At 72.8% G+C, this 24,966-nt stretch carries 25 protein-coding genes; 11 read left to right on the forward strand and 14 right to left on the reverse strand.

Translation table 11 applies throughout. The features are described from left to right. Nucleotides 1-122: 122 nt before the first annotated feature. The 5 genes from IO20_RS0126800 to IO20_RS0126820 are packed head-to-tail and all read right to left on the reverse strand — an operon-like array spanning nt 123 to nt 5,690. Nucleotides 123-929: a type III pantothenate kinase gene (locus IO20_RS0126800; RefSeq protein WP_030219841.1), complete on the reverse strand. Its 807-nt coding sequence runs from the start codon at nt 927-929 to the stop codon at nt 123-125. Further along, on the reverse strand, nt 929-1,948 hold the full coding sequence (gene nadC / locus IO20_RS0126805; protein WP_030554552.1) for a carboxylating nicotinate-nucleotide diphosphorylase: 1,020 nt from the start codon (nt 1,946-1,948) through the stop codon (nt 929-931). The genes IO20_RS0126800 and nadC overlap by 1 nt, the downstream gene beginning before the upstream one ends. Next, a complete protein-coding gene (locus tag IO20_RS0126810) occupies nt 1,949-3,643 on the reverse strand; it encodes an L-aspartate oxidase (protein ID WP_030554551.1) in 1,695 nt (564 codons plus the stop codon). Then, the gene (gene panC, locus IO20_RS0126815) at nt 3,640-4,704 is read right to left on the reverse strand and encodes a pantoate--beta-alanine ligase (RefSeq protein ID WP_030554549.1); all 1,065 of its coding nucleotides are present in this window, start codon (nt 4,702-4,704) and stop codon (nt 3,640-3,642) included. Before panC ends, IO20_RS0126810 begins: the two co-directional genes overlap by 4 nt. After that, nucleotides 4,701-5,690, reverse strand: a complete 990-nt coding sequence (locus IO20_RS0126820) for a Rossmann-like and DUF2520 domain-containing protein (protein WP_078946182.1) — start codon at nt 5,688-5,690, stop codon at nt 4,701-4,703. Before IO20_RS0126820 ends, panC begins: the two co-directional genes overlap by 4 nt. A gap of 179 nt (nt 5,691-5,869) precedes the next feature. Between IO20_RS0126820 and IO20_RS0126825 the strand changes: the two genes are divergently transcribed. Further along, the gene (locus tag IO20_RS0126825) at nt 5,870-7,024 is read left to right on the forward strand and encodes a threonine aldolase family protein (RefSeq protein ID WP_245685056.1); all 1,155 of its coding nucleotides are present in this window, start codon (nt 5,870-5,872) and stop codon (nt 7,022-7,024) included. 20 nt (nt 7,025-7,044) lie between these two features. On the opposite strand, the gene IO20_RS0126830 is transcribed toward IO20_RS0126825, so the two are convergent. Next, the gene (locus tag IO20_RS0126830; protein ID WP_030554543.1) at nt 7,045-7,251 is read right to left on the reverse strand and encodes a hypothetical protein; all 207 of its coding nucleotides are present in this window, start codon (nt 7,249-7,251) and stop codon (nt 7,045-7,047) included. Nucleotides 7,252-7,398: 147 nt separating this feature from the next. Here IO20_RS0126830 and IO20_RS0126835 point away from each other — a divergent pair, with 147 nt between their 5' ends. Next, a complete protein-coding gene (locus IO20_RS0126835) occupies nt 7,399-8,487 on the forward strand; it encodes a DUF5937 family protein (RefSeq protein ID WP_030554541.1) in 1,089 nt (362 codons plus the stop codon). Between the two features lie 32 nt (nt 8,488-8,519). Here IO20_RS0126835 and IO20_RS0126840 read toward each other — a convergent pair whose 3' ends face one another. Together IO20_RS0126840 and IO20_RS0126845 are read right to left on the reverse strand one after the other, a co-directional pair. Then, on the reverse strand, nt 8,520-9,200 hold the full coding sequence (locus tag IO20_RS0126840) for a response regulator (RefSeq protein ID WP_030554539.1): 681 nt from the start codon (nt 9,198-9,200) through the stop codon (nt 8,520-8,522). Nucleotides 9,201-9,218: 18 nt separating this feature from the next. Further along, nucleotides 9,219-10,421 carry a sensor histidine kinase gene (locus IO20_RS0126845; protein WP_030554537.1) on the reverse strand — a complete coding sequence of 401 codons (1,203 nt, stop codon included), beginning with the start codon at nt 10,419-10,421 and terminating at the stop codon, nt 9,219-9,221. Nucleotides 10,422-10,518: 97 nt separating this feature from the next. On the opposite strand from IO20_RS0126845, the gene IO20_RS0126850 reads away from it, so the two are divergent. Together IO20_RS0126850 and IO20_RS0126855 are read left to right on the forward strand one after the other, a co-directional pair. Further along, nucleotides 10,519-11,556 (forward strand): SAM-dependent methyltransferase, encoded by a 1,038-nt coding sequence (locus IO20_RS0126850; RefSeq protein WP_030554535.1) that lies wholly within the window; start codon nt 10,519-10,521, stop codon nt 11,554-11,556. A gap of 70 nt (nt 11,557-11,626) precedes the next feature. Next, complete coding sequence (locus IO20_RS0126855; protein WP_030219878.1) at nt 11,627-12,769, forward strand: NADH-quinone oxidoreductase subunit D; 1,143 nt, start codon at nt 11,627-11,629, stop codon at nt 12,767-12,769. A 54-nt stretch (nt 12,770-12,823) separates the two neighbouring features. Here IO20_RS0126855 and IO20_RS0126860 read toward each other — a convergent pair whose 3' ends face one another. The 4 genes from IO20_RS0126860 to IO20_RS0126875 form a co-directional block, all read right to left on the reverse strand. Continuing rightward, nucleotides 12,824-13,960, reverse strand: coding sequence for a hypothetical protein (locus IO20_RS0126860; protein ID WP_030554533.1), 1,137 nt, complete (start codon nt 13,958-13,960; stop codon nt 12,824-12,826). Between the two features lie 130 nt (nt 13,961-14,090). After that, entirely contained in the window at nt 14,091-15,068 is a 978-nt protein-coding gene (locus IO20_RS0126865; protein ID WP_030554532.1) for an ABC transporter substrate-binding protein, read from the reverse strand. A gap of 19 nt (nt 15,069-15,087) precedes the next feature. Beyond that, nucleotides 15,088-15,831 carry an ABC transporter permease gene (locus tag IO20_RS0126870; RefSeq protein WP_211270428.1) on the reverse strand — a complete coding sequence of 248 codons (744 nt, stop codon included), beginning with the start codon at nt 15,829-15,831 and terminating at the stop codon, nt 15,088-15,090. After that, on the reverse strand, nt 15,824-16,510 hold the full coding sequence (locus tag IO20_RS0126875; protein ID WP_030554530.1) for an ABC transporter permease: 687 nt from the start codon (nt 16,508-16,510) through the stop codon (nt 15,824-15,826). The genes IO20_RS0126870 and IO20_RS0126875 overlap by 8 nt, the downstream gene beginning before the upstream one ends. 152 nt (nt 16,511-16,662) lie before the next feature. Between IO20_RS0126875 and IO20_RS0126880 the strand changes: the two genes are divergently transcribed. Continuing rightward, the gene (locus tag IO20_RS0126880; protein ID WP_030554529.1) at nt 16,663-17,634 is read left to right on the forward strand and encodes an ABC transporter ATP-binding protein; all 972 of its coding nucleotides are present in this window, start codon (nt 16,663-16,665) and stop codon (nt 17,632-17,634) included. Between the two features lie 86 nt (nt 17,635-17,720). On the opposite strand, the gene IO20_RS0126885 is transcribed toward IO20_RS0126880, so the two are convergent. Further along, a complete protein-coding gene (locus IO20_RS0126885; RefSeq protein ID WP_030554527.1) occupies nt 17,721-18,833 on the reverse strand; it encodes an alpha/beta hydrolase in 1,113 nt (370 codons plus the stop codon). 165 nt (nt 18,834-18,998) lie between these two features. Here IO20_RS0126885 and IO20_RS0126890 point away from each other — a divergent pair, with 165 nt between their 5' ends. The 6 genes from IO20_RS0126890 to IO20_RS0126915 all read left to right on the forward strand — a co-directional run bounded on the left by IO20_RS0126890 (nt 18,999) and on the right by IO20_RS0126915 (nt 23,884). Next, complete coding sequence (locus IO20_RS0126890; protein WP_030554525.1) at nt 18,999-20,843, forward strand: phosphatidylglycerol lysyltransferase domain-containing protein; 1,845 nt, start codon at nt 18,999-19,001, stop codon at nt 20,841-20,843. A 50-nt stretch (nt 20,844-20,893) separates the two neighbouring features. Then, a complete protein-coding gene (gene folP, locus IO20_RS0126895; protein ID WP_030554523.1) occupies nt 20,894-21,754 on the forward strand; it encodes a dihydropteroate synthase in 861 nt (286 codons plus the stop codon). Then, nucleotides 21,751-22,269, forward strand: coding sequence for a nuclear transport factor 2 family protein (locus IO20_RS0126900; protein ID WP_051874703.1), 519 nt, complete (start codon nt 21,751-21,753; stop codon nt 22,267-22,269). The genes folP and IO20_RS0126900 overlap by 4 nt, the downstream gene beginning before the upstream one ends. Nucleotides 22,270-22,389: 120 nt before the next feature. After that, nucleotides 22,390-22,749: a dihydroneopterin aldolase gene (folB, locus tag IO20_RS0126905; protein ID WP_030219916.1), complete on the forward strand. Its 360-nt coding sequence runs from the start codon at nt 22,390-22,392 to the stop codon at nt 22,747-22,749. Further along, nucleotides 22,746-23,345: a 2-amino-4-hydroxy-6-hydroxymethyldihydropteridine diphosphokinase gene (folK, locus tag IO20_RS0126910; RefSeq protein WP_030554519.1), complete on the forward strand. Its 600-nt coding sequence runs from the start codon at nt 22,746-22,748 to the stop codon at nt 23,343-23,345. Before folB ends, folK begins: the two co-directional genes overlap by 4 nt. A gap of 59 nt (nt 23,346-23,404) precedes the next feature. Further along, nucleotides 23,405-23,884: a DUF3180 domain-containing protein gene (locus tag IO20_RS0126915; protein WP_030554518.1), complete on the forward strand. Its 480-nt coding sequence runs from the start codon at nt 23,405-23,407 to the stop codon at nt 23,882-23,884. A gap of 77 nt (nt 23,885-23,961) precedes the next feature. On the opposite strand, the gene IO20_RS0126920 is transcribed toward IO20_RS0126915, so the two are convergent. Beyond that, complete coding sequence (locus tag IO20_RS0126920; protein ID WP_245685057.1) at nt 23,962-24,957, reverse strand: hypothetical protein; 996 nt, start codon at nt 24,955-24,957, stop codon at nt 23,962-23,964. Nucleotides 24,958-24,966: the final 9 nt, after the last annotated feature.

Here is a 24,966-nt window from a genome sequence, read left to right on the forward strand (position 1 = left end):
GCATGGGCCGACGATACGCGCTAATCGGACAATTTTCTCTTAGCGATCATTCCGGCGCGTCGACGGCGGCCCCGGTGGGAGCCCCGGGCCCGTCGACCGCGGGCCTCGCCGGCCGCCGTCCCTCACATGCGGGAGACGTTGCGCTCGTAGACCAGGCGCAGGCCGATCAGGGTGAGCCAGGGCTCGTGCTCGTCGATCTCCTTGGAGTCGGCGAGCACCATCGGCGCCAGACCGCCCGTCGCGATCACCGTCACGTCCGACGGGTCGCCGTTGGGGCCGACGAGCTCCCGCTTCATGCGGGCGACGACGCCGTCGACCTGGCCCGCGTAGCCGTAGACGATGCCCGACTGCATGGCCTCGACCGTGTTCTTGCCGATCACGCTGCGCGGCCTGGCCAGCTCGATCTTGCGGAGCATGGCCCCCTTCACCCCGAGCGCCTCGACCGAGATCTCGATGCCCGGCGCGATCGCGCCGCCCGCGTACTCGCCGCGCGCGGTGATCGCGTCGTAGGTCGTGGCCGTACCGAAGTCGACGACGATCGCGGGACCGCCGTAGAGCTCGACGGCGGCGACCGCGTTGATCACGCGGTCCGCGCCGACCTCCTTGGGGTTGTCCGTGAGGACCGGGACGCCGGTCTTGACGCCCGGCTCCACCAGGACCGCGGGGACGTCCCCGTAGTACCGCCGCGTCACCTCGCGCAGCTCGTGCAGCACCGAGGGGACCGTCGCGCAGATCGCGATCCCCTCGATGCCGTCGCTCAGCTCGACGCCGAGCAGCGGGTGCATGCCCATGAGGCCCTGCAGCAGGACCGCCATCTCGTCGGCCGTGCGGCTCGGATCCGTGGAGATCCGCCAGTGCTCGACGATCTCGTCACCGTCGAAGAGGCCGAGGACCGTGTGCGTGTTGCCGACGTCGATGGTGAGCAGCATCAGGCCCGCACCTCGCGCAGGTCGAGGCCGATGTCCAGGATCGGGGAGGAGTGGGTGAGCCCGCCGACCGCCAGGTAGTCCACACCGGTCGCCGCGTACGCCGCCGCGTTCTCCAGGGTCAGCCGGCCGGAGGACTCCAGGACCGCGCGGCCGGCGACCAGGGCGACGGCCTCCTCGGTCTCGGCCGGGGTGAAGTTGTCGAGCAGGATCAGGTCGGCGCCCGCGTCCAGGACCTCGTGGACCTGGCGCAGGGTGTCGACCTCGACCTCGATCGGCAGCTCGGGGAACTGCTCGCGCACGGCCTTGAAGGCCTCGGCGACACCGCCGGCCGCCACCACGTGGTTGTCCTTCACCAGGGCGGCGTCGGACAGCGACATGCGGTGGTTGACGCCGCCGCCGCAGCGGACCGCGTACTTCTCCAGGGCGCGCAGGCCAGGCGTCGTCTTGCGGGTGTCGCGGACCTTGGCCTTCGTGCCCTCCAGGGCGTCCGCCCACGCGCGCGTGGCGGTGGCGATGCCGGAGAGGCGGCACAGGATGTTGAGCGCGCTGCGCTCGCCGGTGAGCAGGTCACGGGTGCGGGCGGTGACGCTGAGGAGCAGGTCCCCGGCCTCGACGCGCTCGCCGTCCTCGACGTGGCGCTCGACCTCGAACTCGTCCGCGCACACGATGGACAGCACGGCCTCCGCGACCCGCAGACCGGCGACGACACCGGCCTCGCGGGCGGTGAAGTCGGCAGTGGCGACGGCGTCCTCGGGGACGGTCGCCACCGTCGTCACGTCGACCCCGCCGTCGAGGTCCTCGGCGATGGCGAGGTGGGCGATGTCCTCGACCTGGACCGGGTCGAGACCGGCGTCCGCGAGGAGCCCGGCGAGCGCGGGGTCGAGCCCGCACTCGAACTCCTCGCCACCGTCGCAGGCGCAGCCGTCGCCGCAGCCTTCGGTCTCGTCGGAGGAGACCGTGTTGATCTGGATCAGAGGGACGTCCACGGGCTCGGGACGGGCTTCCTCGGGCGTGGTCACTTACGGCTCCCTGGGGGCATCGGCGGTGGGGGGAAGGTCATGGGTGGCGGTCGTCCGGACGTCGAGGTTCCGCTCAGGCGTCAGGCGTACGACGAGATGGCGGCGCCAGTCCGTGTCGTCGCGGTCCGGGTGGTCCTCGCGCCAGTGGCAGCCGCGGGTCTCCTCGCGGCGGCGGGCCGCGGCGACGAGCACCCGGGCGACGCACAGCAGGTTGGTGGTCTCCCAGGAGTCCACGCCGGGCTCGGCCGCCTTGGTGTCGTCGCTGCCGCCCGCGAGGGCGTCGCCGTGCAGGGCGTCGAGGGCCTCGGCGGCCTCCCGCAGGCTGGCCTCGGAGCGCAGCACGCCGGCGCCGGCCGTCATGATCCGCTGGATACGGGTCCTGGCGCCGCCCACGGGCAGCGGCAGGGTCACCGGCGCCGGGTGCGGCACCGGGGCACCGGGCACGCGCGGTGCGGCGGCCGTGATGTCGTCGGCGATCCGCTCGGCGAAGACCAGGCCCTCAAGGAGCGAGTTCGAGGCGAGCCGGTTGGCACCGTGGACGCCCGTGCAGGCGACCTCGCCGCAGGCGTACAGGCCGGGGACCGTCGTCCGCCCGCGCAGGTCCGTACGGACGCCGCCGGAGGCGTAGTGGGCGGCGGGTGCCACCGGGATGGGTTCCGTCACCGGGTCGATGCCGTGGGAGCGGCAGGCCGCGAGGATCGTCGGGAAGCGCTGCTCCCACATCTCGGCGCCGAAGTGGCGGGCGTCGAGGTACATGTGCTCGGTGCCCTGCTCCCGCATCCGGCGCATGATCGCCTTCGCGACGATGTCCCGGGGCGCCAGCTCGGCCAGCTCGTGCTGTCCGGTCATGAAGCGGACCCCGTCGGCGTCGACCAGGTACGCGCCCTCGCCCCGTACCGCCTCGGAGACCAGCGGCTGCTGGCCCTCGGAGCCTGCGCCGAGGAAGAGCACCGTGGGGTGGAACTGGACGAACTCCAGGTCGGAGACCTCGGCGCCGGCGCGCAGCGCGAGCGCCACGCCGTCGCCGGTGGAGACGGCCGGGTTGGTGGTGGCGGAGAAGACCTGGCCCATGCCGCCGGTGGCGAGCACCACCGCGGGCGCGTGGACGGCGCCGACGCCGTCGTGCTGCCCCTCGCCCATGACGTGCAGGGTCACGCCGGCCGTGCGGCCCTCGGCGTCCGTCAGAAGGTCCAGGACGAGGGCGTGCTCGATGGTGCGCACGCCCCGGTCGCGTATCGCCTCGACGAGGGCGCGGGAGATCTCGGCACCGGTCGCGTCACCTCCCGCGTGGGCGATGCGGCGGCGGTGGTGGCCGCCCTCGCGGGTCAGCGCGATCTCGCCGTCGGCGTTCTTGTCGAAGTCGGCGCCGGTCGCGATCAGGCGGCGGACGGCGTCCGGGCCCTCGGTGACGAGGGCCCGCACGGCCCGCTCGTCGCACAGCCCGGCGCCGGCGACCAGCGTGTCGTCGAGGTGCTGCTCGGGCGTGTCGCCCTCGCCGAGCGCGGCGGCGATGCCGCCCTGCGCCCAGCGCGTGGATCCGTCGTCGAGGGTGGCCTTGGTGACGACGACCGTACGGAGCCCGGCGGCGGTGCAGCGCAGGGCGGCGGTGAGACCGGCGACGCCGGAGCCGACGACGACGACGTCGGCTTCGATGGCCCAGCCGGGCGCGGGGGCGTGCAGCCGTATTCCGGTCACTGGGTGGCTCCGAAGGTCAAGGGGGTGTTGTCGATGAGCCGGGTGGTCCCGACCCGCGCGGCGACGGCGAGGATCGCGTCCCCCGCGTGGTCGTCGGCGACCTCGGTGAAGTCGGCCGGGTCGACGAGGGCCAGGTAGTCGAGGACGAGCGGGGGATCGGCCTTCGCCGCGTCGTCGAGGACCGCGCGGGCGGCGGCCCGTACGGCCCCCGCGCCGTGGCCCTCGGCGACCTGGGCGACCGCGTGGGCGTCCGCGGCGGCCCGTGCCTCGCCGAGCCGGGAGAGCGCCTCCGCACGGTTCTCGGCCCGGTTCTGGGCGCCCGGCAGGGACGCGGCACGCGCCCGCAGTGCCTCCTGGGCGGCGAGCCGGTCACTGGCCGAGAACAGCGCGTGCGACAGCGCGAGGGCGGTACGGCGCTCCTGTGCCGACAGGTAGCGGTTGCGGCTGGAGAGGGCGAGGCCGTCGCTCTCCCGGACGGTCGGCACGCCGACGATCTCCACCGGGAAGTTCAGGTCGCGGGTCATGCGGCGGATCAGGGCCAGCTGCTGCGCGTCCTTCTGGCCGAAGAAGGCCAGGTCGGGCGCGGTGAGGTGGAGGAGCTTGGCGACGACGGTCAGCATGCCGTCGAAGTGGCCGGGCCGGGAAGCGCCTTCGAGACGCTCGCCCATGGGCCCCGCGGTGATCCGGACCTGGGGCTCGCCGCCCGGGTAGACCGCGTCGACCGAGGGAGCGAAGACGACGCTCGCGCCCGCGGCGAAGGCCAGTTCCAGATCGGCTTCGAGGGTGCGCGGGTAGCGGTCGAGGTCCTCGCCCGCACCGAACTGGAGGGGGTTGACGAAGACGGTGACGACGACGAAACCCTTGTCGCCGACGCGCTCGCGTGCGGTACGGATCAGGGTGGCGTGGCCCTCGTGGAGGGCGCCCATGGTCATCACGACGGCGTTGTGGCCGGGCGCGCCCCAGTGAGCCGCCGCGTACTCCAGATCCTCCACCGTGGGGACGAGCTCGGCCGGCTCGTAGCGGCGGCCGCTCCCGGTGCTCTTGCGGGCGAACAGGGTCATCGGTCGTCTCCTTGCGGCCCGTCGGACGCGGTGGTGCCCGCGGCCAGTACGCCCAGCAGGTCCTCGGCCAGTTCGGGCTTGAGCAGACCGTGCGCGAGCGCCCGGTCGGCGGTCGTGCGGGCCATCGCCAGGTACCCGGCGACGGTGCCGGGCGCGTGCTTGCGCAGCTCGGCGACGTGGGCGGCGACCGTACCGGCGTCCCCGCGCGCGACGGGTCCCGTGAGGGCCGCGTCCCCGGACCGCAGGGCGTTGTCCAGGGCGGCGCCGAGGAGCGGCCCGAGCATCCGGTCGGGCGCGGCGACCCCTGCCTTGCGCAGCAGCTCCATCGACTGGGCCACCAGGGTGACCAGGTGGTTCGCGCCGAGGGCGAGGGCCGCGTGGTACAGCGGACGGGCCTCCTCCTCGATCCACTCGGGCTCGCCGCCCATCTCGATCACCAGCGCCTCGGCGGCGAGCCGCAGCTCCTCGGGCGCGGTCACCCCGAAGGAGCAGCCGGCCAGGCGCTGGACGTCGACCTCGGTGCCGGTGAAGGTCATCGCGGGGTGCAGGGCGAGCGGCAGGGCGCCGGCCCGCCGCACCGGGTCGAGGACCCGTGCGCCGTACCGCCCGGAGGTGTGCACGATCAGCTGTCCCGGCCGTACGGCTCCGGTGTCGGCGAGGCCCTCGGCCAGACCGGGCAGCGCGTCGTCCGGCACGGTGAGCAGGACCAGGTCCGCGAGGGCGAGGACGCGCGCGGGCTCGACGACCGGAACCCCGGGCAGGAGGGCCGCGGCGCGGCGCCTGGAGGCGTCGGAAACGGCCGAGACGGCGACGGGGCGGTGCCCGGCGAGCCGGAGGGCGGCGGCGAGGGCGGGGCCCACGCGGCCGGCGCCGACGACCCCGACGGTGAGGCGGGCGGGTCGGTCCTCGGCTCGGGGCTCCGAAGACCGGGGCTCTGTGGCTCGGGGCTCTGTGGCTCGGGGCTCTGGCGCTGCTGGTGCGTTCACGGTGGGGACGGCCTTCCGTTCCAGTCCTCGGCGGGTACCGGACGATTTCTGGTCATGCTACGCCAGCGTTTCGCGCTGTTCCGTGGCTGTCCACAGGGTGTGGGTGGTGGTGTGATGATCGGCCCATGAAACCTGCGAGCCCTGCGGAGAATCCTGTGGAGACTTCTGTGGAGACTTCTGTGGAGACCTCTGTGGACGAGGAAGCGGTCCGGCTCCGTCGGGCGAAGGTCTGGGGCGGCGCCGACCGCAAGCTGTGGCACACCCCGATGGACGGCACGGTGGGCACGCGCCTGCGTGAGCTCGCCGACTGGACGGAGGCGTCGGGCCGCGCCGAGGGGCCGCTCGACGTCTACGGGGACGGGCCTGTCGAGGAGCTGGAGCAGCGCGTCGCCGAGCTGCTCGGACACCCCGCCGCCGTCTTCTTCCCGACCGGCACCATGGCCCAGCAGGTGGCGCTGCGCTGCTGGGCGGGCCGGACCGGCAGCTCCGTCGTCGCCCTCCATCCGCTCGCCCACCCCGAGGTCCACGAGGGCGGCGCGCTCGGGGCCGTCTCCGGGCTCCGTACGGTCCACCCCACCGACGCGCCCCGGCTGCCGACGGCCGAGGAGGTACGGGACCATCCGGAGCCCTTCGGCACGCTGATGCTGGAGCTGCCGCTGCGGGACGCCGGTTTCGTCCTGCCGTCCTGGGACGAGCTGACCGACGTGGTGGAGGCGGCCCGGGAGCGGGACGCGGTGGTCCACTTCGACGGTGCGCGGCTCTGGGAGTGCCCGACGCGTTTCGGCCGTCCGCTCGCGGAGATCGCGGGGCTCGCCGACAGCGTGTACGTCTCGTTCTACAAGTCCCTCGGCGGACTGTCCGGCGCCGCGCTCGCCGGCCCCGAGGACGTCATGGCCGAGGCCCGGGTCTGGCGGCACAGGTACGGGGGCCTGGTCTTCCAGCAGTACCCGGCGGCGCTCTCCGCGCTCCGTGGCCTGGACGTCGAGCTGCCTCGGCTGCCCTCGTACGTGGCCCACGCGCGCGTGGTGGCCGACGCGGTGCGGGAGGCGTTCGAGGAGGCGGGCACGGGCTGGTTCCGGGTCCACCCGGAGACCCCGCACACCCACCAGTTCCAGGTCTGGCTGCCGTACGACGCCGAGAGCCTGACGGCGGCGGCCCTCGCCCAGACCGAGGCCACCGGCACGGTTCTCTTCCGCCGCTGGTTCACCCCGGACCCGGGCGGTCCGCCGGGGGTCGCCGTGACCGAGCTGACGGTGGCGGAGCCCGGCCTGGAGTGGACGGCGGACGACGTGAGGGCGGCGGTACGGGACTTCCTGACCCGCGTCGAGGGCTGAGCACCGGCCTCCCGGCCGGGTCAGGGTGCGCCCCCGCGCCAGCGGTGCCGCAGGGCCGTGCCGAGGCGGCCCCGCGCCCGGCGGCCCGCCAGGACCCGCTCGAAGCGGCGCCGTTCGCGGACCGCCCGCAGGACGGCGATGTCATGGGTGCCGGGCGCCGGGGGCGCCGGCTCACCGAGCCGAGCGGCGCGGTACGTGTCGAAGAGGTACTGATGCAGCGCGTTCATGGCCTCACCGTGCGCCGCACCCCGGCCCCCTCGCGCGCCGATTGACCGCACCCGTCAAACGGCGCCCGCGGCCCTCCCGGCACGTCGATTGACGGCCCTCGTCAAACGGCGCGACACCACCCCCGCCGCACCCCTCACCATGGACGGGTGAGCGTGACCATCGACATCACCGGACTGCCGCAGGAGCGCATCGTCTTCTGCCCCTCGCCCCTGGCCGAGCTGGGCGCCGCCCTGCACGCCCTCGCCGAGCCCACGCACCACCCCCGGCTCCACGCCTGGACGACCACGACCTCCGCCGCCCTCAAGCCCGAGCTGGCGGACCGGCTCCACGAGGCCGACTTCATGTGGAACTCCACCCGCTCCGACATCCTGCTGCCCGCGCGGCCCCGGGAGACCCTCGCCGAGGAACTGGACGACCTCGACCGCATGGACGACGAGAAGTTCGTCGGCTCCGCCCTGGAGATCTCCTGCAACAGCAAGTACACGCAGGGTGCCCCCTCTCCGCTGGTCGACGAGCGGATGCGCCGCCGCGCCCTCGACCTGGCCGCCGCGCGCGGGCCCCGGCAGACCGCCTTCGTGGAGCGGATGCTGGCCGACCCGCCCGGCACGCGCGCGTGGATCCGGCGGCTCCTCGAGGACTGCGAGGAGGCCTTCTTCGCCGACACCTGGCGCCGGGTCGGCATCCAGCTCGCCGCCGACGCCCGCCACAAGACCGAGCTGATGCGCCGCAAGGGCCTCGCCGACGCCGTCTCCGCTGCCTCGCCCGCGATGGCCCTGGAGGAGGACGAGCGGGGGTCCCGGATCGTCGTCGACAAGCTGGTCCAGGGGTACACGAGCGCCGAGGGCACCGGTGTGACGTTCCTGCCGACCGCCTTCGGCTGGCCGCACCTCTTCGCGCTGCACGCGCCCGGCTGGCAGCCGGTCGTCCAGTACCCGGTGCCCGCGGGCGACCTCGGCGGCGCCGCCGCCACCGAACTGGTCAAACTGCGCCTGGAGGCCATCGCCCACCCCATGCGGATGCGGCTCTGCCGCAGCCTGGCCCGCGGCGCGAACACGACGAGCGAGCTGGCCGACGCGTACAACATCAGCGCCCCCGAGGTCTCCCGGCACCTCGCCGTCATGAAGAAGGCCGGGCTGCTCACCACCCAGCGCCGCGGCCGGTACGTGCTCCACCAGCTCGACGTCTCCGTCGTCGCCCGTCTCGGCAGCGACTTCCTGGAGTCGGTGCTGCGGTAGCCGGCGAGGCGCGCACGGGGGAAGGGCGGGCCCTACACCGCGCCGCCGCCCGCCCGGACGAGCCCCGACTCGTACGCGAGGACGACGACCTGGACGCGGTCGCGCAGGCCCAGCTTGGTCAGGATCCGGCCGACGTGGGTCTTCACCGTCGCCTCCGACAGGACCAGCCGGGCGGCGATCTCGCCGTTCGACAGGCCCTGCGCGACGAGCATCATCACCTCACGCTCCCGGTCCGTGAGCCGAGCGAGAGCGCTGTCGACGGCCCGGGTCTCCGTGCCCGTCGACGGCAGCATCGGCGAGAAGCGGTCGAGCAGCCGGCGGGTCGTCGAAGGCGCCACCACGGCGTCCCCGCTGTGCACCGAGCGGATCGCCCCGAGCAGCTCCGCCGGGGGCACGTCCTTCAGCATGAAGCCGCTCGCGCCCGCCTTCAGACCCGAGAACGCGTACTCGTCGAGGTCGAACGTCGTCAGGATCAGCACCTTCGGGGCGTCCGGCTGCGAGCAGATCCGCCGGGTCGTCTCCACCCCGTCGAGCTTGGGCATGCGCACGTCCATGAGGACGACGTCGACCGCCGTCGCGCGCAGCACCTCCAGGGCCTCGACCCCGTCGCCCGCCTCCGCCACGACCTCCATGTCCGGCTGGGCGGCCAGCACCATGCGGAAACCGGTACGCAGGAGCACCTGGTCGTCGACGAGCATCACGCGGATGGACATCTGATTCCTTCGGGGTCGTCAGTGAGCGGGCTTGAGGGGAAGCAGTGCGCTGATGCGGAAGCCGCCGCCGGGACGCGGTCCCGCGTCCAGCGTGCCGCCGACCATGCCGACCCGCTCCCGCATGCCGATCAGACCATGGCCCCGGCCGTCGGCGCCCCCGTCCTCGTACATCTCCTGGGGCGCGCCCCGGCCGTCGTCCTCGACGAGCAGCCCGAGGCCGTCGTCGAAGTAGACCAGCCGGACGGCGGCACCGACATCGGGACCGCCGTGCTTGCGCGTGTTCGTGAGGGCCTCCTGCACGATCCGGTACGCGGTGAGCTCGACGCCACTGGGCAGCGGGCGCGGGCTCCCCTCGATCGCGAAGTCCACGGTGAGACCGGCCCCGCGCACCTGCTCGACGAGGTCCTCGATCTGCTTCACGTCCGGCTGCGGCACGTACTCCCCGGCCTCCTGGTGCTCACCGGTGCGCAGGATGCCGAGGAGTCTGCGCATCTCGGCGAGCGCCTGCCGGCCCGTGGTGGAGATGGTCTCCAGGGCCTGCTTGGCGGTTTCCGGGGAGGAGTCCATGACGTAGGCGGCGCCGTCGGCCTGCACGACCATCACCGACACGTTGTGCGCGACGACGTCGTGCAGCTCGCGGGCGATCCTGGCCCGCTCGGCGGCGACCGCGACCTTGGCCTGGGCCTCGCGCTCCTTCTCCAGGCGGGAGGCCCGCTCCTCCAGCTGCGCGAAGTAGGCGCGGCGGGTGCGGAGCGAGTCGCCGAGGACCCAGGCGAGCGCGAACGGCACGGTCATGATCACCGTGAAGAAGACCTTGGCGGCGCCGGACCCGGCTTCCTCCATGGGCCATCTCAGCTGGGAGAGCGTGGAGGCGCTGAGGCCGCCGGCGAGCGCGAGACGGGACGCCCAGCGGGCTCCGTCGTGCGCCGCGACGGTGAAGACGATCACGAGCATGGCGAAGTCGGCGATGAACGGCATCAGGCCGAAGCCGAGCTGCGCGACCCCGAGGCCGACCGCGAGGAGCAGCATCTTCTCGGGGGCGCGCCGCCGCAGGGCAACCACCAGGGAGTAGAGCGCGGAGACGACGCCGTACCCGACGAGGTTCCCGCTCTCGGGGTCCGAGGACCCCACCCACAGCAGGGACAGCCCGAGGAGGACGACGGCCCAGAAGGTGTCGACGCCCGTCGGGTGTCTGCGGATGAAGTCGTAGAGGCGCTGCACGTCACCCAGAGTAAAGAAGAGGGGCAGGCACACGGATCAACCGTGGGGTCGATCCTTGACACGGGACCCGTACTCCCCGGGGTGGAGACTGGGGCCCGTGACGGATGAGACGTGTCAGTGGCAGGGGTGGCGCCAGGCCACGGAACGGGCGCTGTACGGCCCCGGAGGCTTCTATCTGCGCCCCGAGGGGCCCGCGGGGCACTTCCGCACCTCGGTGCACGCCTCGCCGCTCTTCGCGGCGGCCGTGGCGCGGCTGCTCCACGAGGTCGCGGAGGAGCTGGGGACGGCGGAGGCCGACCTCGTGGACGTCGGCGCGGGCCGCGGTGAGCTGCTCGCGGGGGTGCTCGCAGCGACGGAGGGCAGCGGCCTCACCGTTCGGGCGTACGCCGTCGAGCGTGCCGCCCGCCCGGCCGGGCTCGACGACCGCGTCGTCTGGACCGACCGGCCGCCCCGGGGGGTACGGGGGCTGCTCTTCGCGAACGAGTGGCTCGACAACGTGCCGGTGGACGTGGCCGAGGCGGACGCGGAGGGCACGGTCCGGTACGTGGAGGTCCGCGCCGACGGCGCCGAGCGGCTCGGCGCGCCCGTCTCGGGCCCTGACGCGGAGTGGCTGGCCCGCTGGTGGCCGCTGCGGGAGCCTGGTGCGCGGGCCGAGATCGGCCGGCCGCGGGACGAGGCCTGGGCGGCGGCGGTGGCCTCGCTTGCGGCGGGCCGGGCGGTGGCCGTGGACTACGCGCACGTACGGGACTCCCGGCCGCCCTTCGGCTCCCTGACCGGCTTCCGCGCGGGCCGCGAGGTCCCGCCGGTCCCTGACGGCAGCTGCGACCTGACCGCCCACGTGGCCATGGACGCCTGCGCGGGCCCGGACCCGGCGGGCGGCCGGGTCGGCGAGGGCCACGTGCGGGCGTCCGGGGCGGCGGGCCCGGGGCTTCCCGCGGCCGAGCTGCTCACCCAGCGGGAGGCGCTGCGGCGGCTCGGGGTGTCCGGGGAGCGGCCGCCGCTCGCGCTCGCCTCGACCGATCCCGCCGGGTACGTCCGCGCGCTCGCCGCCGCCGGCGAGGCCGCCGAACTCACCGCCCGCGGCGGTCTCGGCGACTTCCTCTGGCTGACCCAGCGGGTCCCCGCGCCGAACTGACCCCACGGTCCGCCTCCGCGGCTTCGTGGGCAGGACTTCCCGGGTTCGGGGCGCAGGGGATACTGGCCGCATGACGGAGACGACGGTCGGCATCGGCGGCGCGGCGGAGAGCACCGACATGGTGCTGAACATCGGGCCGCAGCATCCCTCGACCCATGGTGTGCTCCGGCTCCGGCTCGTGCTCGACGGCGAGGTCGTCCGGCAGGCCGAGCCGGTGATCGGCTACATGCACCGCGGCGCCGAGAAGCTCTTCGAGGCGCGGGACTACCGGCAGATCATCATGCTGGCCAACCGTCACGACTGGCTGTCCGCCTTCTCCAACGAGCTGGGCGTCGTCATGGCCGTCGAGCGGATGCTGGGCATGGAGGTCCCGGAGCGCGCGGTGTGGACCCGTACGCTCCTCGCCGAGCTGAACCGGGTCCTCAACCACCTCATGTTCCTCGGCTCGTACCCCCTCGAACTGGGTGGGATCACCCCGGTCTTCCACGCCTTCCGGGAGCGCGAGGAGCTCCAGGCGGTGATGGAGGAGGTCTCCGGCGGCCGGATGCACTACATGTTCAACCGGGTGGGCGGCCTCAAGGAGGACCTGCCCGCGGGCTGGCTCGGCCGGGCGCGGCAGGCCGTCGCGGACGTGCGCTCACGGATGGACGTGTACGACCGGCTGGTCCTCGGCAACGAGATCTTCCGGGGTCGTACGCGCGGGGTCGGCGTCCTGTCCCCGGCCGCGGTCCACGCGTACGGCGTGTCGGGTCCCATCGCCCGCGCCTCCGGCGTCGACTTCGACCTGCGCCGCGACGAGCCGTACCTCGCCTACGGGGAACTCCAGGACACCCTGCGGGTCGCCGTGCGCGAGGAGGGCGACTGCCTGGCCCGGTTCGAGTGCCTGCTCGACCAGACGCACAACTCCCTGGACCTGGCGGACGCCTGCCTCGACCGGATGGCGGAGCTGCAGCCGGGGCCGATCAACCAGCGGCTGCCGAAGGTGCTCAAGGCGCCGGAGGGCCACACGTACGCGTGGACCGAGAACCCGCTCGGCGTCAACGGCTACTACCTGGTGTCGAAGGGCGAGAAGACCCCGTACCGGTTGAAGCTGCGCTCGGCCTCGTTCAACAACATCCAGGCGCTCGTCGAGCTGCTGCCCGGGACGCTCGTCGCGGACATGGTGGCGATCCTGGGGTCGCTGTTCTTCGTCGTCGGCGACATCGACAAGTGACCGGGCGGCCGAGGAGCCGGGCAGCGGAGCCGGCTCGTCGGCCCTCCCGGTTCGTCAGGAGTTGACCGCTCCGCGCAGCTCGGCCAGGTCGAGCTGCTCGGTCTCGTCGTGCGCGGTCAGGTCGATGACGTGGCCGACCGCCTGGGACGGGGCCGCGGCGCCCGGGGCGAGCGGGTTGCCCGCGGTGCCGCCGGGGGTGACGACCGGGGTGAGGAGCGGGGTGCCGAGCGCCGTCCGGGCCGCCAGGACCTCTTCGAGGACCTCCTCGCCCACGACGTCGGCGAGGTCCGTGTTCTGTACGGCCTCGATGGCCGCCGCCGCCTTCTGCGTGCCGAAGAAGTCGAAGCCGCCCTCGGGGCGCGGGACGGGCCTGCGCGCCGCGTACGGGACGATCGCGGTCGCGGTCGGCACCGCCGGCACCCGCGTGGAGGCGGGCGGGACGGGCACGGCCGGCGGGAGCGCGAGGGCGGGGGCGGCCGGGCGGGAGTGCTGCTCGGATCCGGCGGCCGCCGCGTGCTTCCCCTGCGGCTCCTCCGTCTCACGGGCCCGCTCGGCGAGGTCACGCGCGCGTGCCGCCTCCGCGGTACGGCGGGCCTGCTGCGCGGCGGCGTTGCGCGGGAGGTCACGCAGCGCCTGGGCGGCGCGGCGGTAGGCCTCGGGGGTGGGCGTGGAGCCACCGGCCGGCAGCGCCCTGGCGGCGGAGGCCGCGCCGGACCCGGCGCCGGACTCCTTGTCCGTCGTCTCCAGGGCGAGGACGCGACGGCCTTCGAGGGCGCTGGCCCGCTCGGTCTCCGCCGTGGCGTACCGGCGGAGCAGGTCGGCGTGCTCACCGCGCAGCCCGGCGAGCTCCACGCGCTTGGCGCGGAGCTTGGCGTCGAGCCGGGAGCGCAGCGCGCGGGACTCCTCCAGGTCGGACTCCAGCTCGGCGAGCCGCTCCTCCGCCTTCCACTGGTCGGCGGTGCGGGCCCGGTCGAGCTCGGCGACCCTCAGGCCGGCGCCCCGGTCCCAACTGCGCATGAGGACGGCACCGGTGACGGCCGCGACCGCCGCCGCCACGGCGAGCAGGCGCACGACCAGCAGATCGCCGGGCAGCCAGGCGGCGGCGGCGCACACGACCGCGGCGCCGGCGACCGCGGAGGGCGGCAGCAGCTTGTGCAGAGGCGGGGAATGGCGGTGGCGTCCACGTGGCATGGCCTGAAATTTACCGTGCGTAGGGGCTGTGTGGGGCGTCGGCCCGGCAATCTCTTGGCCACTTCTCGCCATCAGAAGTGGAAATCCGTCGTTCCGGTTCCGTTTCGGGCCGACTCCCCTCACGCGTCGCCTACTTGTTGAGCAGCCCCTTCGCCGTCAGGTACTCCTTGGCGACGTCCTCCGGCTTCGCCCGCTCGGCGTCCACCTTGCGGTTGAGTTCGGCGAGATCCGCTGTGGTCAGCGCCTTGGTGATCTTGTCGAGGGCGGCGGCTATCTCCGGGGCGCCCGCGTCCTTCGCATTGACCACGGGCAGCACGTTGTCGGCGTTCTGCAGGTCCTTGTCGTCCTCCAGGAAGACAAGGCCGTAACTGTCGATCGTGGCGTCCGTGGTGGTCGTCAGGACGAGCTGGTCCACCCCGTCCTTGACCGCCTGCTTGGCCTGCGGGGTGCCGACACCCTTGGGGTCGATCCCGGCCACGTCGATGCCGTACGTCTTCTTCAGACCCGGCGCGCAGAACGGCCGTACCGCGCATTCGTCACCGGCGGCGATCTTCACCTTCAGCTTCGCGCGGCCGAGATCGGAAAGCGTCTTCAGCTTGTTCTTCTCGGCGAATTCCTTCGTCACCGCGAACGCGTTCTGATCGACCGCCTCGCCGAACGCCAGCACCTTCAGACCGCGCGGTGCGGCGAGCTTCCGCAGCGCCTCGACCGTGGCCGCCGCGTCACCGGACGCGACCGGCTTCTCCTCCGGCGCCTTCGGCCCGTTCACCTTCACGTTGAGGAATTCCGCGATCGTCGCCGCGTATTCCGGTATGACGTCGATCTCGCCCTTCTCGAGGGCGGGCTCGTACAGCTCGCGATTCTTCACGGTGGTGATGGACACGGAGTATCCGGCGTCCCGCAGCACCTGCGCGTACAGCTCGGCGAGGACCTTGGCCTCGGTGAAGGCGGCCGCGCCGACCACCAGCGATCCGGCGCCGGGGAGTCCTGCGCTCCCGGAACCCTTCTCCTTGCCCTGCTCCAGGCTGTCACCGCCGCACGCGGCGAGCGCGACGGTCAGCGCCGTCGTACCCAGCACCGCGCCCGCGATACGCGAGACCCTGTTCACGAGATCACCCAATTCCCAGTCAGCTTCTGATCGCTCTTGTACGTCTCGGTTCTGCACGCTTCGGTCCTGCAGGCTTCCGTTTTGAGCGCTTCGGTCCTGCGCGTCGTCCGATGAGCCGGTCCACGCCCACGAGCACGCCCTCCACCAGGAGGGCCAGCAGGGCCACGAGCACGGCGCCCGCGACGACCCGCGCGGTGTCGTACGTGGCGAAGCCGGCCGTGATGATCCGGCCCAGTCCGCCCTGGCCCACCATCGCCGCGACCGTCGCCGTGGCGACCACCTGTACCGCCGCCGAGCGCACCCCCGTCATCACCACCGGCCGGGCGAGGGGGAGTTCGACCTGCCGGAAGAGCTGGCCGCCCGTCATCCCCATGCCCCGCGCGGCCCGCACCGCGGCCCGGTCGACCTCCCGCATCCCCACGTACGCGTTGGTGAGGAGCGGCGGTATCGCGAACAGCACCAGGGCCACGACGGTCGGCACATAGCCGGCGTTCCGCAGGGGCGACACCATGAACAGGGCGAGGACGGCGAAGACGGGGATCGCCCGCCCCACGTTCGACACGTTCACCGCGAGCGCCCCGCCCCGGCCGATATGCCCGAGCCACAGCCCCAGCGGCAGCGCCAGCGCCGCCGCGATCAGCAGCGCCGCCCCGCTCACGTACACGTGCTCGGCGAGGCGCCGCCCGATCCCCTCCTCGCCCGTCCAGTGCGCGCCGGTGGTGAGCCAGCCCCAGGCGTCCGTCACGACCACCGTCTCACCCACCTCCCGGCGCGGTGCGTATCCGGGTCCACGGCGTCAGCAGCCGCTGGAGTCCCAGGAGAAGCAGGTCGGCGGCGACGGCGAGCAGCACGCACAGCACCGATGCCGCGAGCATCTGCGCCTTGAAGAAGGTCGGCAGCGCGTCCTCGATGAGGTTGCCGAGGCCGCCGCGGCCGACGACCGAACCGACCGTGGTCAGCGCGATCGTGGAGACCGTCGCCATCCGTATGCCGGCCATCAGCACCGGCAGCGCGAGCGGCAGCTCGACCTGCCAGAGCAGCCGCAGCGAGCCGTACCCCATGCCCCGGGCGGCCTCGCGCGTCTCGGCGGGCACCGCAGCGAGGCCCGCCAGGGTGTTCCGCACGAGGATCGTCAGCGCGTACAGCACGAGGCCGGTGACCACGAGCGCCGCCGACAGTCCGAAGAAGGGCAGCAGCAGGGAGAACATGGCGAGCGACGGAACCGTGTAGAGCAGGGTGGTCAGACCCAGGACCGGTCCCGCGAACCGGGGCCTGGCCCGGACGAGCAGCGCGAGCGGCACCGCGACGACGAGCGCGATCAGCACGGAGACGACCGTGATTCCCACATGCTGGAGCGTGGCGTCCGCCAACTCCGCGGAGCGGGTGCGGAGATACTCCCCGCAGATCCAGTCGTTCGTGACCAGACAGTTCGGTGCGCTCATCCGTCCTCCCCCCGGGGCCGTCGATGTCGTCGATCTTCCGAACGCATGTGTGACGACCCTAACCCCCGCCACCGACAATCCCCGAGACCCGCCACAATGCGGCAACACGCCCTTCACACGCCCCCGGTGTCCAGGGGACAGAATGGGGAACCATGATCCGGTTCGAGCACGTGACCAAGCGGTACGCGGACGGCACCACAGCCGTCGACGACCTCTCCTTCGAGGTCGCCGAAGGCGAACTCGTCACCCTGGTCGGCCCGTCCGGCTGCGGCAAGACGACCACGATGATGATGGTGAACCGGCTCGTCGAGCCGACCTCAGGACGCGTCCTCGTCGACGGCGAGGACATCTCCGGCGTCGACCCCGTCGCCCTGCGCCGAAAAATCGGCTACGTGATTCAGCAAGTCGGGCTCTTCCCCCACCGCACCGTGCTCGACAACACCGCGACCGTCCCCGCCCTCCTCGGCTGGAAGAAGGCCGCGGCACGCGCGCGTGCCGCCGAACTCCTCGACCTCGTCGGCCTCGACCCGGCCACGTACGGCTCCCGCTATCCCGCCCAGCTCTCCGGCGGCCAGCGTCAGCGCGTCGGCGTCGCCCGGGCCCTCGCCGCCGACCCGCCCGTCCTCCTCATGGACGAGCCCTTCGGCGCCGTCGACCCCGTCGTCCGCGAGCGCCTGCAGAACGAGTTCCTCGCCCTCCAGGCCACCGTCCGCAAGACCGTCCTCCTCGTCACCCACGACATCGAGGAGGCCGTCCGCATGGGCGACCGCATGGCCGTCTACGGGCAGGGCCGCATCGAGCAGTTCGACGCCCCCGCGACCGTCCTGGGCTCCCCCGCCACGCCGTACGTCGCGGACTTCGTCGGCAGCGACCGCGGCCTCAAGCGGCTCGCCGTCACGCCCGTCACCGAGGCCGACCTCGACCCCGTACCCCTGGAGAAGCCAGGTGGCACGGACGGCGCCCCCGACCCCGTACCCCTCGGAACCTCCCTCAAGGACGCCCTCGCCGCGCTGCTCCAGCACGACACCGGACGGCTCACGGTCACCGGAGACGACGGCCGCCCGGTCGGTGTCCTCACCCCGGAGGGCGTCCACCGCGCCCTGCGCCGGGCCACCGTGGAGTAGGCGCCTCCGCCGCCGTGGAGCAGTGCGCCTCCGCCACCTGGAGCAGGCGCTCCGCCCCCTTCGAGCAGGCGTCCTTCGCGCAGGCGTCAGGTCGCGCTGAGCTTGCCGCCCATCCAGACCATCCCCGGCGGGATCTCCCGGTTCCACGTGTTGAAGTTGTGGCCGCCGCTGTCCAGCGTGATCGACGAGACCCGCGCCGGGCTCTTCACCTTCTTGATGAACTCCAGCGTGCCCCGCCGGTTGTCCTCGCCCTGCTTCGACGTCGTCACCAGGAACGACGTCCTCCCCTGCGGCAGATGATCCAGGCTCCACAACAGGTCCGCCCGCTTCCGCAGCCGGTCGTCCCCGTGGAAGAGGTCGCCCGTCGTCACGTCCTCCGCCGCCCGGTAGTACGCGGAGAACCCCGCCCCCGCCGCGAACCGGTCCGGGTGGTGCAGGGCGATCTTCAGCGCGCAGTACGCGCCTGTGGAGTTGCCCATGAACCCCCAGTTCCGGGGCTTCGTTCCCACGCGGTACGTCTCCGAGACCGCCTTCGGCAGGTCCTGGGCGAAGAAGGTCTCCGTCTGCGGCCCCCCGGGCACGTCCACGCACTCGGTGTCCCGCGGCGGCGCCACCGTCGGACGCAGCATCACCAGGATCATCGGCTGCATCCGCCCTTCCTTCGCCTGGAGGTACGCGGTCTTCGGGTACCTCAGCCCCTTGATCAGGTTCTCCGCCGTCCCCGGATACCCCGTGAGCACCACCGAGGCCGGGAAGGTGCGCTTCGCGTAGCGCTCCTGGAAGTACTCCGGGGGCAGGTACACATAGGCCGGCGAGACGATCCCCGACCGCTCCCCCGCCACCACGACCTTCTGTATCTGGCCGCCGGTCGCGGGATGCCCGCCGCCGGGCACGTCGAGCGCCTGGGTCCCCACCACCCGTACGTCCTTCGAGCCGTCCGCGTGATCGACGACCACGCCCATCTCCTGCTCCTGGCCGAACAGATCGGCCCACGAGCCGTAGAAGAGGAAGGAACGATTCGCCGCCAGACCCACCGCCGCGAACAGCGCCACCTGCGTCACGAGAAGCAGCCCCACCCGCCCCGCGTACGCCCGCCAGCCGCGGCGTGCGAGGCGCGGCCACAGCCACACCGTGGCGACGAACAGCGCCACGGCCAGCGTGACCGCCACCACGAGGACTTTGCTGCTGGTGAGACCCATGGGACGACCGAGCCTTCTTTCCGAGAATTTCCTGTGAACCGATGAACCCGACTCCGCACTGCTCCGTCCTAGAAGGCGCACCAGCCGGAACGGCCCGCCGAACGCGCCGCAGGGCCCGACCGGAGTCAAAGACCCTCCGCAGGACCACGGGAAGCACGGGAAGCCATGTCTGTCACGCAAGATGGGGACAAATCAGGATTGGTTCCGGTTCGGGTACGTCGGATTCTCCGCGGGCCGCGCCCCGAGAAGGTCCCCGCGCTCGTCGGCACGGCCTGCACCCTCATCGGCCTCATCGACATCGCCGCCGGCGTCTTCCCCCGCTTCCGCGCCAGCCGCATGCACGCCCTCGCGGAAGTCCTCCCCGGCACCCTCGGCCCCCTCTCCGCCGCCCTCTCCCTCAGCGCCGGCGTCCTCCTCCTGCTGCTCGCCCACGGCCTCAAGCGCCACAAGCGCCGCGCCTGGCGGGCCGCCGTCGTCCTCCTCCCGCTCGGCGCCGCCGCCCAGTTCGTCTGGCGCCACTCCGTCCTCGGCGCCCTCCTCTCCCTCGTACTCCTCGCCCTGCTCCTGCGCCACCGGGGCGAGTTCGCCGCCCTGCCCGACCCCCGGAGCCGCTGGCGCGCACTCGCCAACTTCGTCGTCATGGGCGGCGGATCCATCGCCCTCGGCCTCGTCATCGTCAGCGCCCACCCGCGCCGCGTCCTCGGCAGCCCCAGCCTCGCCGACCGCCTCGAACACGTCCTGTACGGACTCTTCGGCGTCGAAGGCCCCGTCGCCTACAGCAACGGCGTGGACTGGACCGTCGGCTACTCCCTCGGCGCCCTCGGCATGCTCACCGCCCTCACCACCATCTACCTCGCCTTCCGCCCCGAGCACCCCGCCGCCCGCCTCACCGACGAGGACGAACACCGGCTGCGCGCCCTCCTCGACCAGCACGGCGGACGCGACTCCCTCGGCCACTTCGCCCTCCGCCGCGACAAGGGCGTCGTCTTCTCCCCCAGCGGCAAGGCCGCCGTCTGCTACCGCGTCGTCTCCGGCGTCATGCTCGCCAGCGGCGACCCCATCGGCGACGTCGAGGCCTGGCCGGGCGCCATCGAACGCTTCATGGACGAGGCCAAGGCCCACTCCTGGACCCCCGCCGTCATGGGCTGCTCCGAGACCGGCGGCCAGGTCTGGACCCGCGAGACCGGCCTCGACGCCCTCGAACTCGGCGACGAGGCGGTGGTCGACGTCGCGGATTTCTCCCTCTCCGGACGGGCCATGCGCAACGTCCGACAGATGGTCAAGCGCATCGAACGCAACGGCTACACCACCCAGGTCCGCCGCGTCCGTGACCTCGACGACGCCGAACTCGCCCACGTCCGCCACGCCGCCGCCGACTGGCGCGGCACCGACACCGAACGCGGCTTCTCCATGGCCCTCGGCCGCATCGGCGCCCCCGGCGACGGCGACGCCGTGATAGCGACCGCCCACAAGAAGGACGACGGCGACGCCCCCGACTCGCCCTACGGCGACCTGAAGGCGATCATCCACTTCGTCCCCTGGGGCCCGGACGGCATGTCCCTCGAACTCATGCGCCGCGACCGCTCCGCCGACCCCGGCATGAACGAGCTCCTCATCGTCGCCGCCCTCCAGGCCGCCCCCGGCCTGGGCATCCACCGCGTCTCCCTCAACTTCGCCATGTTCCGCTCCGCCCTCGCCCGCGGCGAGAAGATCGGCGCAGGACCCGTCCTGCGCGTCTGGCGCGGACTCCTCGTCTTCCTCTCCCGCTGGTTCCAGATCGAATCGCTGTACAAGTTCAACGCCAAGTTCCGGCCACGCTGGGAACCCCGCTTCGTCGTCTACCGCACCAGCCGCGACCTCCCCCGCATCGGCTTCGCCGCCCTGCAGGCCGAAGGCTTCCTGAACCTCTCCCTGCCCCGGCCCCTCACCCGCCGACGCCCCGCGACCGCCCCCCGGCCCTGCGCCCACATCGTCCCCGCGCCCGCCGAGCGCGAGGTCCGCGCGGCCTGACCGGGGAATCCGCGCGGCCCGATCTCACCCCTGGGCCCTACGCTGGACACATGAGTACGACGATCGACAGGGGTACGGCCCGGGGCCTGCCGGAGTGGGACCGCTGCGCGGTCATGGGCGTGGTCAACGTGACGCCCGACTCCTTCTCCGACGGCGGCCGCTGGTTCGACACCACGGCCGCCGTCAAACACGGCCTCGACCTCGTCGCCGAAGGCGCCGACCTCGTCGACGTCGGCGGTGAGTCCACCCGCCCCGGCGCCACCCGCGTCGACGAGGAGGAAGAACTCCGCCGCGTCGTCCCCGTCGTCCGCGGCCTCGCCGCCGAAGGCGTCACCGTCTCCGTCGACACCATGCGCGCCCGCGTCGCCGCCCGCGCCGTCGAAGCCGGCGCCGTCCTCGTCAACGACGTCAGCGGCGGGCTCGCCGACCCCGCGATGGTCCCCGCCGTCGCCGCCGCGGAAGTCCCCTTCGTCGTCATGCACTGGCGCGGATTCAGCCAGGACATGAACAGCCTCGCCGTCTACGACGACGTCGTCACCGAGGTCCTCGCCGAACTCCGCACCCGCCTGGACGCCGTCGTCGCCGGCGGGATCGACCCCGAGCGCATCGTCGTCGACCCCGGGCTCGGCTTCGCCAAGCTCGCCCCCCACGACCTCGCCCTCGTCGCCCACCTCCCCGAGCTCCGCGCCCTCGGCAGGCCGCTCCTCGTCGCCGCCTCCCGCAAACGCTTCCTCGGCCACGTCCTCGCCCGCGAGGGCGCCTCCCCGCCTCCCGCCCGCGAACGCGACGCCGCCACCGCCGCCGTCTCCGCCCTGGCCGCCCACGCGGGCGCGTGGGCCGTCCGGGTCCACGAGGTCAGGGCCACCGCCGACGCCGTACGCGTCGCCCGGGCCGTCGAAGGAGCCGCGTGAGCAGGGACGAAAGGAACGACTGGGAGGAGCCCCCGAAGGCCCGCACCGCCGAGGAGACGGCCGTCGAAGCCGCCAACACCGCCTTCTACGAAGCGATGGAATCCGGCGACTTCGAAGGCGTCTGCGACCTCTGGCTCGACGACGGAGCCACTCCCATCACCTGCGTCCACCCCGGCTGGCCCGTCCTCACCGGCCGCGGCGAGGTGCTCCGCTCGTACGCGCTGATCATGGCGAACACCGAGTACATCCAGTTCTTCCTCACCGACCTGAAGATCTCCCTCGCGGGACCCACCGCCGTCGTCACCTGCACCGAGAACATCCTCAGCGGCGGCCCCGCCGAGGACGGCGACGCGCTGGGCCCCCTCGTCGGCCAGCTCGTCGTCGCCACCAATGTGTTCCGCCACACACCCGACGGCTGGAAGATCTGGTCCCACCACGCCTCCCCCGTCCTTGCGGAGACCGGGGAGACCGAGGACGGCGGGCCCGGCACCGACGAGGCCGAACCCCCCTCCTGACCCGCCCACGGCCCCCACGGGCAAGCGCTGTCGGTGCCCGCAGGTAGATTCGATGGCGGACACCCGGCCGTCCGCACCCGGCTGCGTGGCCACCGAACTACGACAGCAGGAGTGATTCGCGTGGATCGTGTCGCGCTGCGCGGCCTCAAGGCCCGGGGCCATCACGGCGTCTTCCCCAAGGAGCGCGAGGAGGGCCAGACCTTCATCGTGGACCTGGTCCTCGGCCTGGACACCCGCCCGGCCGCCGCCGACGACGACCTGACGAAGACCGTGCACTACGGGATCGTCGCCGAAGAGGTCGTCGACGTCGTCCAGGGCGAACCCGTCGACCTCATCGAAACCCTCGCCGAGCGCATCGCCCAGCAATGCCTCAGCCACCCCGGGGTCCAGGAGGTGGAAGTCGTCGTCCACAAACCGGACGCGCCCATCACCGTGCCCTTCGACGACGTGACCATCACGATCACCCGGAGCCGACGATGAAGCCGACGCAGAGCGACCCCACCGTCCAGCCCGTACCGGCCTCCGTCGTCGCCACCGTCGACGCGGCCGATGTGACCCTGTCCAACCCCCGCTGGGCGGTCCTCGCCCTCGGCGCCAACCTCGGCAACCGCCTGGAGACCCTCCAGGGGGCCGTCGACGCCCTCGCCGACACCCCGGGCCTCCGGGTCAAGGCCGTCTCCCCCGTGTACGAGACGGAGCCGTGGGGCGTCGAGCCCGGCACCCAGCCCGCGTACTTCAACGCGGTCGCCCTCGTGAAGACGACGCTGCCGCCCTCCTCCCTCCTGGAGCGGGCCCACGCCGTCGAGGAGGCCTTCCACCGCGTCCGCGAGGAGCGCTGGGGCGCCCGCACCCTCGACGTCGACATCGTCGCCTACGCGGACGTGGTCTCCGACGACCCCGTCCTCACCCTCCCGCACCCCCGCGCCCACCAGCGCGCCTTCGTCCTCGCCCCCTGGCACGACGTCGACCCCGACGCCCAGCTCACCGGCCACGGCCCGGTCGCGGCCCTCCTCACCGCCGTCGGCAGCACGGGCGTCACTCCCCGTACCGACCTGGAACTCCGTCTGCCCGAGTAGTCGTTACGCTTCGTGGCAGACGCCACAAACGCGACCGACGACCACGCGAAGGACATCCGGTGAAACAACTGCGGCTCAAGGTGCTCGCCGGACTGTTCCTCGTCGCCGGCATCCTCTCCTGGGGTGCCGCCCGCCTCTGGGACTCGGTCGGCACTCTCCCCAGCGTGCCGATCGCCGCGCCCATCGTCCTCGCCGTGATCGCGGCCGTCCTCACCGCGACCGCCCTCTCGATCCGCGCCCGCCTCAAGGCCCAGCGCGAGCGCCGTCCCGGCGCCAAGGGCGTCGAACCCCTGATGGCGGCCCGCGCGGTCGTCTTCGGCCAGGCGAGCGCCCTGGTGGCCGCCCTCGTCGCCGGCATGTACGGCGGCACGGGCGTCTACCTCCTCGCCTTCCTGGACGTCCCGGCCCGCCGCGACCAGGCCCTCTACGCGGCCTTCGCGGTCGCGGCGGGCATCGGCGTCATCGCCGCGGCCCTCTTCCTCGAACGCGTCTGCAAGCTCCCCGAGGACGACGACGAGAACCGGGCGCCGGCGGCCTGAACGCCTTGACCTGCTCCCGGTCCCACCGCCCTGTCGCCGGTCCGGTGGGGGTCAGCGTAGATACCGGAACGCGGCCGTCACCAGGCCTCGCGAGCGAGGTGCCCGTTCACCAGGAAGGTGGGGTACGGGGCCAGCCTGTAGCTGTAGAAAGTGAAGGGCTTGGTGCCGAGGGCGGGGCGGGGACGGACCTCTTGGACCTGGACCCAGGAGGATTCGGGCGGTTCGATGGGGTGGTGCTCGGGGATGAAGGTACCGCGACTCTCCCAGCGATTCGAGACATAGAGCTGCGAGACCAACCCACGCTTTCTTGACGGCGTGAACCGCGCACCGATGACCTGCGCCAGCTCGGTCAGAAACGGCGCGTTGGCGCTGGTGATGATGCGGCCCCAGCCGTGTTTGAGGTCACAGCCGTCCCCGTCGATGTACCCGTCGAGGAAGCCTTGGAAAGTGACGGGGTCCCTCAACACCACACGCGGAAAGCCTTGCCGCATATGGTGGGCATCGCCTCCCACGTAGTGCCGCATAGCGTCGGAGAGGTACGAAGACACGACCCGCACCCGGAAGCCCGGCAAGTCCCGCTTCAGGTAGCCAGACGGCCGGGTCACGGCCTCAAGGCGAGCGAGCAGCCCTGTGCTGGCGGTCAAAGCGGCCGCATACCGGGAAGCGAAACCCTCGTCGTTGACGATCAAGGACACGTAGTTCTTGTAGACGGTTCCGTCAGCGCACGTAGCCCCGACAAAATAGCCGAACTCGTACCCCGGCCTGATCGTCGGCCGTTCCCGGCACAGCTTCCGCGCATGGGTCCAGGCCACCGTCGTTCCCACGGCGTCAGCCGCGTGCACCCAGCCGGCCGGTGTGAAGAGCAGCAGATCCGGACTGACGGTGAAGGTCATGTGGTCCGTGACCACCTCGACAGCGGCACGCGCTTTCACCGCTGTCACGCCCACGACCGTGGTCTGCACCGTCCGGTCGCCGTCCAGCGTCCACATCGCGCTGCCCGTAGCCACGCCCCTCGCCGGGACGCAGCCGTCCACCAGGTTCACCAGCATCTTGCTGGTCGGCCCGTACCCCATACCGATCCC

Origin of the sequence: Streptomyces exfoliatus (assembly GCF_000725545.1) — a bacterium.
Lineage (GTDB): Bacteria > Actinomycetota > Actinomycetes > Streptomycetales > Streptomycetaceae > Streptomyces > Streptomyces exfoliatus.

Coding starts and splice junctions, on each gene's coding strand:
- IO20_RS0126800 (WP_030219841.1), bottom strand. CDS start 929: ATGCTGCTCACCATCGACGTCGGCAACACGCACACGGTCCTCGGCCTC.
- panC (WP_030554549.1), bottom strand. CDS start 4,704: ATGACCCTGTTCGCCCGCAAGAGCACCGGGAGCGGCCGCCGCTACGAG.
- IO20_RS0126830 (WP_030554543.1), bottom strand. CDS start 7,251: ATGAACGCGCTGCATCAGTACCTCTTCGACACGTACCGCGCCGCTCGG.
- IO20_RS0126840 (WP_030554539.1), bottom strand. CDS start 9,200: ATGTCCATCCGCGTGATGCTCGTCGACGACCAGGTGCTCCTGCGTACC.
- IO20_RS0126855 (WP_030219878.1), top strand. CDS start 11,627: ATGACGGAGACGACGGTCGGCATCGGCGGCGCGGCGGAGAGCACCGAC.
- IO20_RS0126860 (WP_030554533.1), bottom strand. CDS start 13,960: ATGCCACGTGGACGCCACCGCCATTCCCCGCCTCTGCACAAGCTGCTG.
- IO20_RS0126875 (WP_030554530.1), bottom strand. CDS start 16,510: ATGAGCGCACCGAACTGTCTGGTCACGAACGACTGGATCTGCGGGGAG.
- IO20_RS0126880 (WP_030554529.1), top strand. CDS start 16,663: ATGATCCGGTTCGAGCACGTGACCAAGCGGTACGCGGACGGCACCACA.
- IO20_RS0126885 (WP_030554527.1), bottom strand. CDS start 18,833: ATGGGTCTCACCAGCAGCAAAGTCCTCGTGGTGGCGGTCACGCTGGCC.
- IO20_RS0126890 (WP_030554525.1), top strand. CDS start 18,999: ATGTCTGTCACGCAAGATGGGGACAAATCAGGATTGGTTCCGGTTCGG.
- folP (WP_030554523.1), top strand. CDS start 20,894: ATGAGTACGACGATCGACAGGGGTACGGCCCGGGGCCTGCCGGAGTGG.
- folK (WP_030554519.1), top strand. CDS start 22,746: ATGAAGCCGACGCAGAGCGACCCCACCGTCCAGCCCGTACCGGCCTCC.
- IO20_RS0126920 (WP_245685057.1), bottom strand. CDS start 24,957: ATGGGGTACGGGCCGACCAGCAAGATGCTGGTGAACCTGGTGGACGGC.